This window comes from Nocardia mangyaensis (assembly GCF_001886715.1).
Classification (GTDB): Bacteria; Actinomycetota; Actinomycetes; order Mycobacteriales; family Mycobacteriaceae; genus Nocardia; species Nocardia mangyaensis.
Genome location: NZ_CP018082.1, coordinates 3,209,445 through 3,223,668, shown reverse-complemented (window position 1 = coordinate 3,223,668; position 14,224 = coordinate 3,209,445). Strand labels below are relative to the sequence as shown.

The 14,224-nt window shown below is 68.1% G+C and carries 14 protein-coding genes and 1 pseudogene; 7 read left to right on the top strand and 8 right to left on the bottom strand.

Annotated features, from left to right (window positions below; genetic code table 11):
• Window positions 1-52: 52 nt before the first annotated feature.
• From BOX37_RS14520 to BOX37_RS14505, 4 genes are read right to left on the bottom strand one after another with little or no spacing between them, the layout of a single operon-like run.
• Entirely contained in the window at window positions 53-1,504 is a 1,452-nt protein-coding gene (locus tag BOX37_RS14520; protein ID WP_071928110.1) for an NAD-dependent succinate-semialdehyde dehydrogenase, read from the bottom strand.
• Complete coding sequence (locus BOX37_RS14515) at window positions 1,504-2,628, bottom strand: alcohol dehydrogenase catalytic domain-containing protein (RefSeq protein ID WP_071928109.1); 1,125 nt, start codon at window positions 2,626-2,628, stop codon at window positions 1,504-1,506. Before BOX37_RS14515 ends, BOX37_RS14520 begins: the two co-directional genes overlap by 1 nt.
• Entirely contained in the window at window positions 2,628-3,755 is a 1,128-nt protein-coding gene (locus BOX37_RS14510) for an acyl-CoA dehydrogenase family protein (RefSeq protein ID WP_071928108.1), read from the bottom strand. Before BOX37_RS14510 ends, BOX37_RS14515 begins: the two co-directional genes overlap by 1 nt.
• A gap of 8 nt (window positions 3,756-3,763) precedes the next feature.
• Entirely contained in the window at window positions 3,764-4,927 is a 1,164-nt protein-coding gene (locus BOX37_RS14505; RefSeq protein ID WP_071928107.1) for an acyl-CoA dehydrogenase family protein, read from the bottom strand.
• Between the two features lie 55 nt (window positions 4,928-4,982).
• Here BOX37_RS14505 and BOX37_RS14500 point away from each other — a divergent pair, with 55 nt between their 5' ends.
• Window positions 4,983-5,699, top strand: coding sequence for a TetR/AcrR family transcriptional regulator (locus BOX37_RS14500; protein WP_071928106.1), 717 nt, complete (start codon window positions 4,983-4,985; stop codon window positions 5,697-5,699).
• Here the strand turns inward: BOX37_RS14500 and BOX37_RS14495 are convergent.
• The 3 genes from BOX37_RS14495 to BOX37_RS14485 form a co-directional block, all read right to left on the bottom strand.
• A complete protein-coding gene (locus BOX37_RS14495; protein WP_240505346.1) occupies window positions 5,599-6,183 on the bottom strand; it encodes a QsdR family transcriptional regulator in 585 nt (194 codons plus the stop codon). The genes BOX37_RS14500 and BOX37_RS14495 overlap by 101 nt on opposite strands.
• Before the next feature lie 351 nt (window positions 6,184-6,534).
• Complete coding sequence (locus BOX37_RS14490) at window positions 6,535-6,840, bottom strand: hypothetical protein (RefSeq protein WP_156910407.1); 306 nt, start codon at window positions 6,838-6,840, stop codon at window positions 6,535-6,537.
• 58 nt (window positions 6,841-6,898) lie between these two features.
• Window positions 6,899-7,843, bottom strand: coding sequence for an RNA polymerase sigma factor SigF (locus BOX37_RS14485; protein WP_084760818.1), 945 nt, complete (start codon window positions 7,841-7,843; stop codon window positions 6,899-6,901).
• Window positions 7,844-8,165: 322 nt separating this feature from the next.
• Between BOX37_RS14485 and BOX37_RS14480 the strand changes: the two genes are divergently transcribed.
• The 4 genes from BOX37_RS14480 (at window position 8,166) to BOX37_RS35310 (ending at window position 11,141) form a co-directional block, all read left to right on the top strand.
• The gene (locus BOX37_RS14480) at window positions 8,166-8,885 is read left to right on the top strand and encodes a GAF domain-containing protein (RefSeq protein WP_206045832.1); all 720 of its coding nucleotides are present in this window, start codon (window positions 8,166-8,168) and stop codon (window positions 8,883-8,885) included.
• Between the two features lie 89 nt (window positions 8,886-8,974).
• Window positions 8,975-9,721, top strand: coding sequence for a GAF and ANTAR domain-containing protein (locus BOX37_RS14475; protein ID WP_071928103.1), 747 nt, complete (start codon window positions 8,975-8,977; stop codon window positions 9,719-9,721).
• A gap of 233 nt (window positions 9,722-9,954) precedes the next feature.
• A complete protein-coding gene (locus BOX37_RS14470; protein WP_071928102.1) occupies window positions 9,955-10,302 on the top strand; it encodes a hypothetical protein in 348 nt (115 codons plus the stop codon).
• 89 nt (window positions 10,303-10,391) lie between these two features.
• Entirely contained in the window at window positions 10,392-11,141 is a 750-nt protein-coding gene (locus tag BOX37_RS35310) for an esterase/lipase family protein (protein ID WP_156910406.1), read from the top strand.
• Between the two features lie 188 nt (window positions 11,142-11,329).
• On the opposite strand, the pseudogene BOX37_RS35305 reads toward BOX37_RS35310, so the two are convergent.
• A pseudogene (locus tag BOX37_RS35305) lies at window positions 11,330-11,947 on the bottom strand (NAD-dependent epimerase/dehydratase family protein); the annotation flags it as partial.
• Between the two features lie 97 nt (window positions 11,948-12,044).
• Here BOX37_RS35305 and BOX37_RS14455 point away from each other — a divergent pair.
• Together BOX37_RS14455 and BOX37_RS14450 are read left to right on the top strand one after the other, a co-directional pair.
• Window positions 12,045-12,728 (top strand): TetR/AcrR family transcriptional regulator, encoded by a 684-nt coding sequence (locus tag BOX37_RS14455; protein WP_071928100.1) that lies wholly within the window; start codon window positions 12,045-12,047, stop codon window positions 12,726-12,728.
• Window positions 12,729-12,932: 204 nt separating this feature from the next.
• Complete coding sequence (locus tag BOX37_RS14450; RefSeq protein ID WP_071928099.1) at window positions 12,933-14,213, top strand: cytochrome P450; 1,281 nt, start codon at window positions 12,933-12,935, stop codon at window positions 14,211-14,213.
• The last annotated feature ends 11 nt before the right edge of the window (window positions 14,214-14,224 follow it).

Sequence of the window (14,224 nt, the reverse complement as noted above, 5' to 3'; positions counted from 1 at the left end):
GGAGCCCCCTTGGCAGCGGCGCCGAACCACAGGCGGTGCCGTGGCCCGGCCCTCAGCGCTCGATGGCCAAATACTGCAGCTCCTGGTATTCGTCCAAACCGGTGCTGCCGCCCTCCCGGCCGAGTCCGGAAGACCTCGTCCCGCCGAACGGTGCCGCCGGGTCGGAGATCGCGCCGGTGTTCACGCCCACCATGCCGGTGTGCAGGCGTTCGGCGAAGTCCAGGGTGTCGCCCAGGTTTTCCCCGAAGACGTACCCGGCCAGGCCCGATTCGGTGTCGTCGGCCAGTCGCAGCGCCTCGGCCGGGTCGGTGAACGAACGGATCGCGGCGACGGGGCCGAACACCTCCGAGGTCCAGAGCCTGGACCGGGTATCGACGCCGGTGAGCACAGCGGGCCGCAGGAAGTGCCCGGCTCCGCCGAGTTCGGCGGTGGCGGTGTGCTGGTGCGCGCCGAGGCCGACCGCCTCGTCGACCATCGCGGTGATCCGCTGCACCGCCGCCCCATCGATCAGCGGTCCGATGCGAGTGGATTCGTCGAGGCCCTCGCCCACGGACAGCGCGGCGACGGCGGCGACGAACCGTTCGGTGAACTCCGCGACCAGCGACTCGTGGACCAGGAACCGGTCGGCGGCCACACAGGTCTGCCCGGCATTGCGCAGCTTGGCGAGCACGGCGCCCTCGACGGCCTTGTCCAGGTCGGCGGATTCCAGCACGACGAAGGGGGCGTTGCCGCCGAGTTCCATCGACACCCGCAGGACCCGCCGCGCGGCCTGCGCGAACAGCATTCGGCCGACCCCGGTGGAGCCGGTGAAGGTGAGCTTGCGCAGCCGCCGGTCGGCGAGGATCGGCGCCGAGACCAGCGGCGCGCGGGCGGTCGTCACACAGTTGACCACACCCGCGGGCACCCCGGCCTCCACCAGGATCCGCATGAATTCCATGGCGGTGAGCGGGGTTTGGGGCGCGGGCTTGAGTACAACAGTGCACCCGGCGGCGAGCGCGGGTGCCACTTTGCGGGTGACCATCGCCAGCGGGAAGTTCCACGGTGTGATCGCGAAAACCGGTCCGACCGGCTGTTTCCGGACGGCGATGCGCCGTCCACCACTCGGTGCGCGGAAGTAGGCTCCGCTCCCGCGGGTGGCCTCCTCGGCGAACCAGCGCAGGAACTCGGCGCCATAGCCGACTTCGCCGCGCGCTTCGGCGAGCGGCTTGCCCATCTCCAAGGTGATCGTCCGGGCGATCCGGTCAGCGCCGGCGTGCAGGAGATGGAACGCGTTCAGGAGGATGTCGCTGCGGTGGCGCGGATCGGTGGCCGCCCAGGACTCCTGCGCCGCCACCGCGGCGTCGAGTGCGGCCAGCGCGGTCACGTCGTCGCCGTCGGCGACCGTCGCGACCTGGGTGCCGGTGGCCGGATTCAGCACGGCCATCGTCGTCGCGCTCTCCGTCCACCGGCCGCCGACGAACTGGGCGACAGGAAGATCGGAGACTGTGTGCGGCGGAGTCGGCATCACCGGTCCGCCGTTTCGGCGCCGAACATGATCACCTGGCGCACCGCGGTGCCGTCGGCGAGCCGGTCCATGGCCTCGTTCAGGTCGTCGAGGCCGATGCGGGCCGAGATCAGCTTCTCGACCGGCAGCCTGCCCGACCGCCACATCTGCTCGTAGCGGGGGATATCGCGCGCCGGGACCGAGGAGCCGAGGTAGCTGCCGACCACGGTGCGTGCCTCGGCGGTGAGCGTCAATGGTGACAGTGCCACGGTTGCCGTTGGGGCTGGCAGGCCGACGGTGATGGTGGTCCCGCCCGGCGCGGTAGCCGCGAAGGCGGTGCCGAAGGCGGCCGGGTGCCCAGCGCACTCGAGCACGTAACACGCCCGAATACCTTCTGCTGCCACCTGTTCCGGCGTATAGACCTCGGTGGCGCCGAGCTCGCGCGCCGCCGTCAGTTTGGCGGGCAGACGATCGACGGCCACGATGCGCCGCAGCCCGATCGCGTTCGCGGTCAGCAGCGCGGCCATTCCCACGCCACCGAGCCCGACCACCATCAGGTCGTCCGCGGGGCCGGGGGCCGCGACATTGAGCACCGCGCCACCGCCGGTCAGGACGGCACACCCGAACAGCGCGGCCACCTCCGGCGGCACATCGGCGCCGACCGCGACGAGCGAAGCCTGATCGATGACGGCGTGCGTGGCGAAGCCGGAGACGCCGAGGTGATGGCGCACCGGCGTGCCTGCCCTGGTCAGCCTGCCGGGGTGGTGCAGGAGTTCGCCCGCCGTGTTCGCGCGAGTTCCCTCCGTGCACGGCAGCCGACCGCCGCGGGCACAGGCGGCGCAGCGCTCGCAGCGCGGCAGGAACGACATGACGACCCGATCACCGACAGCTAGCTCATCGACCTGACCACCGAGCGCCACCACGATGCCGGCCGCCTCGTGACCGAGCAGCATGGGCAGCGGCCGGGACCGGCTGCCGTCGACCACACTGAGATCGGAGTGGCACACCCCGGCCGCTTCGATCCTGACCAGCACCTCGGTCGGGCCGGGCTCGTCGAGCTCGAGGTCGTACACCCCGAGGGGGCGCGACGAGGCGAAGGGTCTCGGCCGGTCAGCATCGTCGAGGACCGCTCCGCGAATGCGCATCAGCTCGCCGCCTGCCGCTGCTCGCCCAGCCGGCCCGCCAGCTGACGGAGGTGATCGCTGGAATCACCGAGGGTGTGCTCGATCGCCGTGAGGCGGGCGGTGTAGTGGCCTACCGGGTATTCCGCGGTCATGCCGATGCCACCGTGCAGCTGGATCGCTTCCTGGCCGATGTGCCTGCCGGAGCGGCCGATCCGCAGTTTCGCGCGGGAGGCGACCGTCTCGTCGACGAGGCCGTCGGCCAGCGACATCGCCGCGTACAGACTCATGCTGCGGGCCAGCTCGAGCGAGACGTACATGTCGGCGGCCCGGTGGGTCAGCGTCTGGAACATCCGCAGCGCGACACCGAATTGCTTGCGGGTCTTCAGATAGTCGGTGGTGAGGCGCAGCGCCTCGGCCATCGCGCCGACCGCTTCGGCGCCCAGTGCGGCCTGGGTGGCGATCACGGCTTCGCCGATCACTTCGCCGGCATCGAGGCTGGTGCCGAGCAGTTCCGCGGGCGCACCACGCAACTCGAGATCGGCGCCACGGCGCCCGTCATAGGTGCGGTATGCGGTGGGCACGACCGCCGGGTCGCGAGGGTCGACCAGGAATAGGGCGGTGCCGCCGGTGGGCACCACGGCGGAGACGATCAGCCGATGAGCCCGATCCCCTTGGGGCACCAGGGTTTTGCGTCCGGTCAAGGTCCACCGCGCACCGCCCTCGACCGCCAGCGTCGTCAGCCGCGGGTACGGCCAGCGGACACCGGGCTCGGCGTGCGCGAAGGCGAACACGTGCTCGCCTTCGACGATCCCGGGGAGTAGTCGCGCCCGCTGCTCCGGTGTGCCCGCGCGGCTGATCAGGAACGCGGGCAACAGGGCGCCGTCGAAAACCGGTTCGGGTGCCAAGGTACGGCCGAGCTCCTCCATGGCGAGCATGGTTTCGACGGGCCCGCCACCGATGCCGCCGTCCTCGATCGGCACGGTCAACCCGAGCAGACCGATCTCGGCGAAAGCCGCCCACACCTTGGGATCCCAGCCCGGGTCGTCGGCGACGACCTCGGCACGGCGCTCAGGAGTGTAGAAGCGGGTCAGCACGCTGCGCACGGTGTCGCGCAGCAGAGCCTGTTCGGGAGTGAAGGTGAAATCCATGGCAGTCCTCACAGTCCGAGAATCGTCGAGGCGATGATGGTGCGCTGCACTTCGTTCGATCCGCCGTAGATCGATGTCTTGCGGTAGTTCAGATAGGCGGCGGTGCTGCGGCGCGCCCAGTCCTCGGTCTCCCCCACCCGCGCGACGGCGGCCGGACCCGCGATGTCGACGAACAGCTCGGTCACGGCCTGCTGCAGTTCGGTGCCGCGCAGTTTGAGAATCGAGGAGACCGGGTTGGCGGCGCCCGCGCTCGAACTCGCGGCGACCCGCAGCTGCACCTGTTCCAGAGCCAGCAATTCGTTGTCGAGATCGGCGATCCGGGCCGCGAAGGCCGCGTCGTCGAGGAGCGTGCCGTCGCCGAGCGCGGTCTGGGCGGCGTACTCTTTCGCCAGCTCCAGGCGGACCTTGGTCTGCCCGACGGCGGCGATGCCGGTGCGTTCGTTGCCGAGCAGGAATTTGGCGTAGGTCCAGCCGTGGTTCTCCTGACCGACGAGGTGCGTGGCGGGTACCCGCACGTTCTCCAGGAACACTTCGTTGACCTCGAAGCCGCCGTCGATCAGCTCGATCGGCCGCACCGTCACGCCGGGAGTGTCCATCGGGAACAGCAGCATCGAGATGCCCGCCTGCTTCTTCGGCGCGGTGGGATCGGTGCGGACCAGGCAGAACATCCAGTCCGCGCTCTGCGCGGCCGTGGTCCAGGTCTTCTGTCCGTTGACCACGTACTCGTCACCGTCACGCACCGCGACGGTGCGCAGCGAGGCCAGGTCGGACCCGGCGTCGGGCTCGGAGAAGCCCTGGCACCACCAGATGTCGAGGTTCGCCGTCGCGGGCAGGAACCGCTCCTTGAGCTCCGGCGAGCCGAACTCGGCGAGCACCGGGCCGATCATGTTGGTGTTGAAGGTGAGTGGCTCGGGCACCGAGGCGAGCTGCATCTCGTGATGCCAGAGGTGGCGCTGCACGTCCGACCAGTCCCGGCCACCCCATTCGATCGGCCAGTTCGGGACGGCCAGCCCCGCATCGTTGAGGATGCGCTGAGTGGTGACGTAGTCGGCTTTGCTCAGCTCGTGCATGTGCCGGTTCCGGCGGCGGATGTCTGCGGGAATCGCACTGCGGAAAAAGGCACGCAGCTCGTCGCGGAAGGCGAGCTCGTCCTCGGTGAAGGCCAGTTGCATGGTCCGGTATGTTACATAGAGTTCCTCGTGTATCAAATAGAGAGGGGTCCGGCACATGAGTACGCCCTCCGCGACGGCCAGATCCGACGCGGGCCACCGCACCCAGCGCGACCGGCTCATCGCCGCCGCGCGGACAGCCTTCACCGCACACGGCTACCACGGCACAACCATGGAAGACGTCTGTGCCGTCGCCCGCACGTCCAAACCCGTTCTCTACCGGCATTTCCCGAACAAGAAGGAGCTCTATCTCGCGGTCGTGTCCGACTACCTGACCGACGTCACAGTCAGGATCCGAACGCTCAGCACGGCGGGCTCGGACTTCGACCGGGTGTACCGCACCGCCGGGGTCCTGTTCGACCTCGTCGAGTCCGACAGCCACTCGACACCGGAGCTGGTCTTCCACTCCGGCACCGCCGGCGGCCACACCGTCGACCCCCGGATCGCCGCAGCACTGGCCGGATTCGTCACCGACCTGGCCACCCATCTCCGCCTGCACAACGGCGGGCCGCCTCGGGCCCACCTGCTCGCCTACGGGCTGATCGGCGCGACCTTGGCGACGGCAGGGGAATGGCACCGCGCGCGACGGCCGATACCGCGGCAGGCAGCCCTGGAAGGCATTGCCGCCTGGTACTGCTCGGGCCTTCGGGACACGCTGATCGGCACTCTCCCGCTCAAGCCCGCAGCAGTGCGGCCTGGACCCGGCTCAACCTCTCCACATCACCCTGAAAGCCGGCGACAGCGTCGTTGTACAGGAATGCCTCCCACAGCCTGACCAGCGCGTAGGCGAGAGTGGCGCGGTCGATGGGCGGCCGGTACCCCTGCTCCTCTGCGCGCTCGAGCAGCCCTTCGACGATCGCGACCGCCGCCGGGTGCACCACCCCGTCGCTGCGGGTGATCAGGCGCAATGCCGCGGTGGATTCCTGGTCGAAATAAGTGCGCAACGAACCGTTGTCGACCAACCAGTGCACGGCCAGATCGAGAACCTCGACGAGCCGCTCGCCGCCGGTCGCGGTACTACGTCGTTCGGCGTACCCGACCATCTGCTCGAGCTGGCGGGCCAGAGCGGCACCGAGCAACCCGTCCCTGGAACCGAACCACCGATAGATACTGGTCCGGCCCAGACCGAGCTGGGCGGCGATGGCATTCGCGTCGACCCGCCTTCCCGCCAGGAAGGTGTGGATGGCGGCATCGAGTACGTCGTCGCGGCTTGCCGCCGCCGGACGACCGGGTGCTCGAGTTCCTTCGGTGCGCGCCACGCCCGTCAGCATAGGGCTCACCGGCGCACCGGCTCCCCGCCGCGGGCCCCGGGACGTGGTCGACGCCCTCCCCCGCAGAACTCGGCCACGTTTGAACGGGATACCTGGCGTCCACCTCGACCGGGCACAGGGCGCCCGACTGCGGCACATGCTCGAACAAGGCCCACGATTCCTCCATTCTCGACACCGCCCGGGTCCTGCTGGCCGATCGCTGGGATCAGCGACGGCGAACGCGCGGCAGGTCGCGCACCTGCGGCCCGGGTTCGAGCTCCACCGTCGCGGGATGATGCTTGTCAGCGGCTCTACCGAAGCCGACGTCATCGCTGATCGCGGCGGACCGTCTCAGCGGCGCTATTCGGCACTCTGCAACGCTTCGGCTATCGCCTCGAGCCGTCGCTGCGCCTGCGGGGACAAGCCGACCGCGGACACACACAGCCTCCGCAAACCCATGTCCTGGAGGCGACCGACGAGGTCGCTGTCATGCATCACGATCGCCGTGAGGGATTCGGCATCGCCGTATTCAGGTGTGCTGCCGAACTGTTGGGCTGGAATCGAACTCGCCATCATGGCCTCCTCGTGTGTCCCCGTACGGCAAATCACCGACGAGACGAATTGTTCTTCACTTGATCCGACACGGATTCTCCTGTCGGGCAACACCAAACGGCCTGCCGGTTGAAATCACCGCAATCTCGCGGCTATCCCATGGCCCGGCCGGTCAGTCGCGTAACGCGCTCTCTCGCAATGCGTTCAGAGTTCTGGCAAGAATGCGTGACACCTGCATCTGAGAAACGCCGATCTGCCGGGCGATCTGCTGTTGGGATCGGAATCGAAAGAACCGCAGGTGCAATACCTGACGTTCCAGTGCGGGCAGTGCGGCGATCAACGGCCGAACGGCCAAGAAGTCCTCGACGTGGCGGTATTCGGGGTCCTCGGCGCCGAGGAAGTCGAGCAGCGAAGGTGACGTGTTGCCGTTCTCGTTGCCGGTAGGCGCATCGATCGGCGCTGTGCGGTAGGCGTTGCGCGCGACCAGCGCGTGCGTGACCTCGACCAGATCGATACCGAGTTCCGCAGCGATTTCCCGCGCTGTGGGTGCGCGGCCCAGCTCATGGGTCAACGCGTCGGTCGCGGGGCCGAGCAGCTGCTGAATTTCCTTGATACGCCGGGGTACTCGCACAGCCCAGGTGCGGTCACGGAAATGGCGACGAACCTCACCCATGATCGTGGGCACCGCGAATGCCAGGAAGCCCGCGCCGTAGGTGGGGTCGAAGCGATCGATTGCCAGGAGCAGTCCCAGGCGAGCGACCTGCTGGAGGTCTTCGAAGTTCTCCCCACGACCGGCGAACCTCCTGGCGATGTGGTCGGCCAGCGGTAGGCATCGGCCGATGATGTCCTCGCGCAATATCGGTCGGCCCGGATCCTGCGCTCCGAGCTGGGCCAGCTGTTCGAGCATCGGTTCGATGTTGTCGTAGCTGTCTCCGCCACCACGTTGCCGCGAAGCTTGTGCGACAACAGGTTCCGATGCGCGCGAGGGAAGTCGGTGTTCGTCGATCGGGCCGATGACCTGTCGCTGCGGCGACGGGAACCGCTCGGTTGCCGACACCGGTTCGGCTGCGGAAGTATGGCTGTCCAGTCGCTCGACAGCAAGCCATCTGTTGCCCATGGTGACACCTTCGGTCGTCGCGCGCTTGCGTTCGACTGCCAGGGTCAAGGACAGCAATTACAAGCCTACTGCCTCAGGCCGGGCGGCGGTAGGTTGAAGGCGCCTGGGATACGAGACAACTGGGCGCTATGCTGCGACCATCCTCGAAGCCCGTATCTGTCACCCGGGTGAACACATGACGACCGCTCACTCGCTTCCGTCCGAGACATGCACCTTGCACGCCACCAGTCCGATGCGCTACTGAGAGAATCGCGGCAACCGATGCACACAGTGGACATGACAATGGGCGCCGTCGACATGTTGCCCGGGGTGGCGACGGTCGTTGAGTGATCAGGACTCGATCCTCGAAGCTCGCGCGGCCCTGCTGTCCGCGTTGGACAGCAGCCGCGATGGCTTGGACGCGGTAGCGCGATTGGGCAGGATGTGTGTGGATTTGTTGCCTGTCGATGGTGCTTCGATATCGCTGATGGCCGACACCAATATTCGTGAAACCCTCTACACCAGCGACGAAGTGGTCGCCCGGATCGACGCGGTGCAGTTCAGTCTCGGGGAAGGCCCGTGCTTCGAAGCCTTCCAGACCCACCGCCCGGTGCTGGTGGCGGATCTGCGCGCTACCAACACAGCATGGCCGGTTTTCGCCACGGAAATGACCAACGAACCGGTGGGCGCGATTTTCGCGTTTCCTTTGATCAGTGGTGCGATCAGCCTCGGCGCGATGGATCTCTACCGCGAGCAACCCGGCTGGCTGTCCGCAGCCGAGGTCGCCATCGCGCTGCAGACCGTGGATATGGTGGCGATGGCTGTGCTGGAGATGCAGATTAACGTGCTGGACCAACCGCAGTCGTGGTGGACCGACCTGCCCAGCAGTCGCGGCCAGGTGCATCAAGCGACGGGGATGCTCATCGCGGAATTCGGTATCTCCGCGGCACACGCGCTCGCGCGATTGCGTGCTTACTCCTTCACGACCGGACGCCTGGTCGATGACGTCGCCGATGATCTGGTCGCCCGCCGATTGACCCCCGCTGACCTGGAAAAGCCATGAGCCCGGATCGCCCGAAGCACTTCGATGACCGCAGGCGCGGAAACCGCGCGTCGGGATTACCTTTGACACCGGAGGAAGGAGACAACGCCATGCCCGAGGCGCCGCTGTCGACCAGAGAACGAGAAGCCAGTCTTTTGGAGGCGTTTGTCCAAATGGCGGACACGCTGGTCGACGATTACGACATCGTGGACGTGCTCCACGAGCTCGTTTCCCACTGTGTTCGTCTCCTCGATGCCGCCGCAGCCGGAATCGTGCTTTCCGACCAACGGGGCAGTCTGCAAGTGCTCGCCTCCTCTACCGAACAGACCCGCATGCTCGAGCTGTACCAACTCCAGACCAGCGAAGGTCCGTGCTGGGATTGCGTGCACGGCGGCGAACCGGTCTCGGTCACCGATCTCCGCTCCGAGACAGACCGCTGGCCGCTGTTCGTCCCCCGCGCTCTCGAAGAAGGTTTCGTCGCCGTCCACGCGTTGCCGATGCGTCTACGCCACGAGACCATCGGTGCGCTGAACCTCTTCGGCCGCGAGCCGGGTCCCATGCCCGCACAAGATCTTCGGACAGCTCAAGCCCTCGCTGATACCGCGACGATCGGAATCCTGCAAGAACGGGCGATCCATCGCGGTGAGATGCTGACCGAGCAACTGCAGGTCGCGCTGACCAATCGCATCACCATCGAACAAGCCAAAGGCGTACTCGCGCACGCGGGAAACCTCGACATGGACCAGGCATTCCAAGCATTGCGGGCCTACGGGCGGCGACGAAGTACACGGCTGTCCGATATCGCTCATCAACTGGTCACCGGCGCGACCACAGCGCGCACTGTTCTCGACGATTGACATCTCGGCACTACCGCCAGCGGTGCCGGAGACGAGGCCACGGCGGACCGTTTCGCGCGACATCCCGCCCCGATCGCGGTGCTGCTCATCGCCGTGGTGTCCGAGACCGCCCTGTGGGAACTCGACGCCGAAAGCTCATGCAGTGAACTACGATCCGCGCTTGTCCGACTGGCGCACACTGAACGCGGGCGCCCCGGCAGCTCACCACGAGGCCGGGGACTGAAGGGGGTCCGATGCGCTGGGAGCAGGCCGAGAGCCTCCTCGCTGTGGCACAGTCGGCGGACCTGGTGCGGATGCGGCGCGGCGCGATCGACGATCCGTGCTTCTACGAGACTCTGGCCTTCGTTCCGCAGTGCTCCGAGCACCAGCTCGACTTGGCCGTATCGGGCGCGCCGATGCGGAGGGAGCCCATCGGGTCTACGCGCACGACGTCGGCACCCTGCCCCGGTCAACCGTTCGACTGGTGGTTCCCGGATCTGTCCGACGCGCGCGCTGATTCAGCGTGGACGCGAAGGGAAGCAGGTGACGTGGCCGGGGTCAGCGCGCACGCACGGCGTTGGCTGACCGCCCGGCGCTCATGACTCGACGCCGAACGCCGCCCCGCGCTACGCTATGACCGACCGGTCGGTCATTTGCGCCTCGCCGGTCATCCGCCGTAAGGAGCGAAGTCATGCCGCGTTGGCAACTGCGTTTTACCGGGCTCTGCGCCCTTGCCGTGTCGACGGCACTACTGTCGACTTCCACCGCCTCGGCCGACGAGCCGGCACCCGCCCCGTCCTACAGCTACCTCGGCGGCGCGGCCGCTCACCTGGCGAACCCGGGTAGCGCGCCACCCGGTGCCAACGATCCCACCTGCCGACCCACCGCGCAGCGCCCCGAGCCTGTCGTGCTGCTGCACGGACTCAGCAATCAGGCGATCACCTGGAACACCATGTCGCCGGTGCTGCGCGCCCACGGCTACTGCGTGTTCAGCACCGACTACGGTGTCGGACAACTCGGTTCACTCGGCGCCGTAGCGCCGATCGAGGTCAGCGCCGCGCAGATCGCGGCGTTCATCGACCAGGTGCTCGCGACGACCGGCGCCGAAAAAGTAGACGTGATCGGGCATTCGATGGGTGGCGCCGTGCCGTTCTACTACCTCAACCACCTCGGCGGCATCCCGAAGGTCGACGACTACATCGCGATGGCGGCTCCGCTGGCGGGTACGACACTCAGCGGACTCCAGACGATGTTCGCCTCCGTCCTCGACCACACCCCGGACCTGGAGACCTTGCTGGCGACGCGGTGTCATGAGCGCTCCACGGCGCCGGCGCGCTCCGCGGCGATCATCTCGCGCAGGGCGTCGTCGGTGGGAGTCGGAGCGATACCGAAAGTGTCGGTGGCCGCGGAGGAATCGAGCACGAACGGGTACCGGAGTTGATATTGCATCTCGACCATCTCCTTGGCGTTTCGATCGAAGTACCCCGCCAATCGCAGCGCCACCGCGGGCATGCTCCGAATCCGGGCCTGCGGTGCGCCGGACAGCTCGGCGATCCGTTCCGCCATGGCCCGGATCGAGCGCGGCGGCGGGGTGGGCACATGCCAGGGGCGGCCCAGATGAGAGGGCGACGCGGCGACCGCGACCAGCGTGCGGGCGACGTCCCCGGCGTAGGTCCAGCTGTGCGCGACGTCGAGAGCGGCGGGCACGGACACGCGGTGACCTGCCAGCACTTTGGGCAGCACCAGCACGCTGAGCGGGGTCACCGCACCGGCTCCCAGGTAGTCCGATCCACGTACTTCCGCGGCCCTGACACGTCCGGCCCGGTGCGCGGCCAGCGCCTCTTCCCACAGCCGCGCCCGAACTCGCCCTTTGACGGTAGTCGCGCGCATCGGCAGATCCTCGGTCATCGGGCCGTCGACCGGTCCGTACCCGTACAGATTGCTGGTCGCCACGTAGATCGCGCCGGTGGCCTCGGCTGCCCGGAGAAGGGCCGCGCCCAGCGGTGGCCAGTCGGTGACCCACCGGTCATAGGGCGGGCCCGCGCAGCAGTACAGCGCTACCGCGCCGGTGGCATGGCGGATCAGCGCGTCGACGTCGGCGGCGTCGGCGGCTATCCGCTCGATGTGGTCGTGCGCGGGGCCACCGCCGCTGCGGGTCAGCAGGCGCACCCGCTCACCGCGCTCGGCGAGCAGCAGGGCGGTCGCGGACCCGACAGGTCCAGCTCCGACTACGACATGTAGGGACATCACGAGCACCTTCCGAGCATTACGAGAACACTGTTCTAATACAAGAACACTGTACTCGAAAAGTTCGGATGTTCTCACTCGTGCGAGAATTCAGTACATGTCCGCTTCGTCGCTCCGCTCGCGCGTCCGCTCCGAGATGAGCCAGGAGATCAAGGAGGCCGCCCGGGCCCGGTTGGCCATGGACGGCGCGAACCTGTCACTGCGCGCGGTCGCCCGGGACCTGGGGATCGTCGCGTCGGCGCTGTATCGCTACTTCCCGAGCCGGGACGCCCTGCTCACCGCGCTGATCGTGGACGCCTACCGGGATCTGCGCGACGCCGCGCAGCAGGCCGTCGAGGCGGTACCCGCGCACCAGCCGCGCGGCCAGTGGCTCGCGGTCTGCTGCGCGGTGCGGGCCTGGGCGCTCGCGCACCCGGCGGAATACGGGCTGCTCTACGGCACGCCGGTGCCGGGGTACGCGGCACCGCCCGAGACGGTGGAGCCGGCCGCCGCGGTACTTCTGTTGCTGGCCCGGATCGTCGGCGAGAGCCACGAACTCCAGGCTCCGGACATCGAGCCGGTGCCGGAGGCCCTCCGAGCCGACCTGCGGACACTCATCGATCAACGCGGCGAGAGCATGTCCGAGGAGCAACTGGACCGCGTGCTGCTCGCCTGGACACACTTGTTCGGAGCGATCACCTTCGAGGTGTTCGGCCGTATGGACGACCTCATCCGAGCGCGCGACGAGTATTTCCAACGCCACGTTCTGCTCATCGCGGACCTGGTCGGTCTGCCTGGCTGAACCGCGATCCGCAACGGAAGACCGCGAATCCGCGCCAGAAAGCCTTTCCGTGCTGAAATCATCTACGGAGATCAACAATTCAGGCAGAACGTCGCGCTGTCGCGCTGTCCGCGAGGCAGCGAACCCGTGGACTTCCAGATCGCCGCACGGCCCGCGCACACCGAGGTTACCGTGGAGTGAGGTGTCGAGGAGAGGACCGTCGCCATGTACCCGCCCGGCCCCCGACTACCCGCGATCGCACAGACGATGCGGTATGTGCAAGCACGGGAGCGGTTCATGACCGCCACCGCCCGCCGATACGGCGACACCTTCACCCTGCGCTTGGTGCCGCCGTACGCCCGACATCTGGTCGTGTTCACCCGGCCCGAACACATCCGCGAGATCTTCGCCGCCTCCCCCACCGACCTGCACGCCGGCGAGAGCAACGGCATCCTGCGTCCGCTACTCGGCGATCATTCGGTGCTCATCACCGACGAGGCCGAGCACGCTCGCGCCCGCCGCCTGCTGATGCCCGCCTTCACCGGGCCCGCCCTGGCCGGTTATCGCAAGATGATCGAGCAGATCGCCGGCACCCACGTGGAGACCTGGCAGCCGGGGTCGACGGTCCGCAGCCTGGACGCGATGACCGGGATCACCCTCGATGTCATCGGCGAGGTGGTGCTCGGCGTCGCCGATCCGCGCCGCCGCGACCTACTCGGTCCACCCATGCGCCGCGTCACCGACATCGCCCCGCTCACCCTGCTCGGTTCCCGCTACCCAGCCCTGCAGAACCGCGGCCCCTGGAAGCGGTTCCAGCGCGACCGGGCCAGTCTGGACGCCCACCTCTACGCCGAGATCGAGCAGCGACGCACCGGCAGCGACGCACCGGGCGCTGATGTGCTGTCGCGACTGATGGCAGCGGGCAGCGGCGACGACGCCCCGCTCACCCCGGACGAACTCCGCGATCAGTTGGTCACCCTGCTCGCCGCCGGGCACGAGACGACCTCGGCCGCACTGTCCTGGGCGCTACACGAGCTGGCCGCCGACCCCGTCCAGCAGGACCTCGCCCGCCGAGCCGCGCTCGACGGCGACACCGCTTACCTCGAAGCGGTGATGAAGGAAGCACTGCGCTACCACTGGGTCATCGGAGGGGTCGTGCGAAAGCTCACCCGCGACATGGTGATCGGCGGCCACGAGCTGCCCGCAGAAGCCGTCGTCGCGACCTCGATCCTGCTCGCGCACAAGCGGCCCGAGGCCTTCCCGGACGCGGTGTTCCGACCCGGTCGATTCCTCGACGGCAGCGTGGCGCCGAATACCTGGCTGCCGTTCGGCGGTGGGGTGCGCCGGTGCATCGGAGCGGGTTTCGCGCTGATGGAGGGCGCGGCGGTGCTTCAAGAGATCCTGCGCCGCCATGTCCTGTCCCCGCCCGCGTCCGCGACCCCGCGGGGCCGGATCCGCAACATCACGCATGTGCCGTCCGACGGAGCTCCGATTCTGGTCAACTGAACACCGCACCA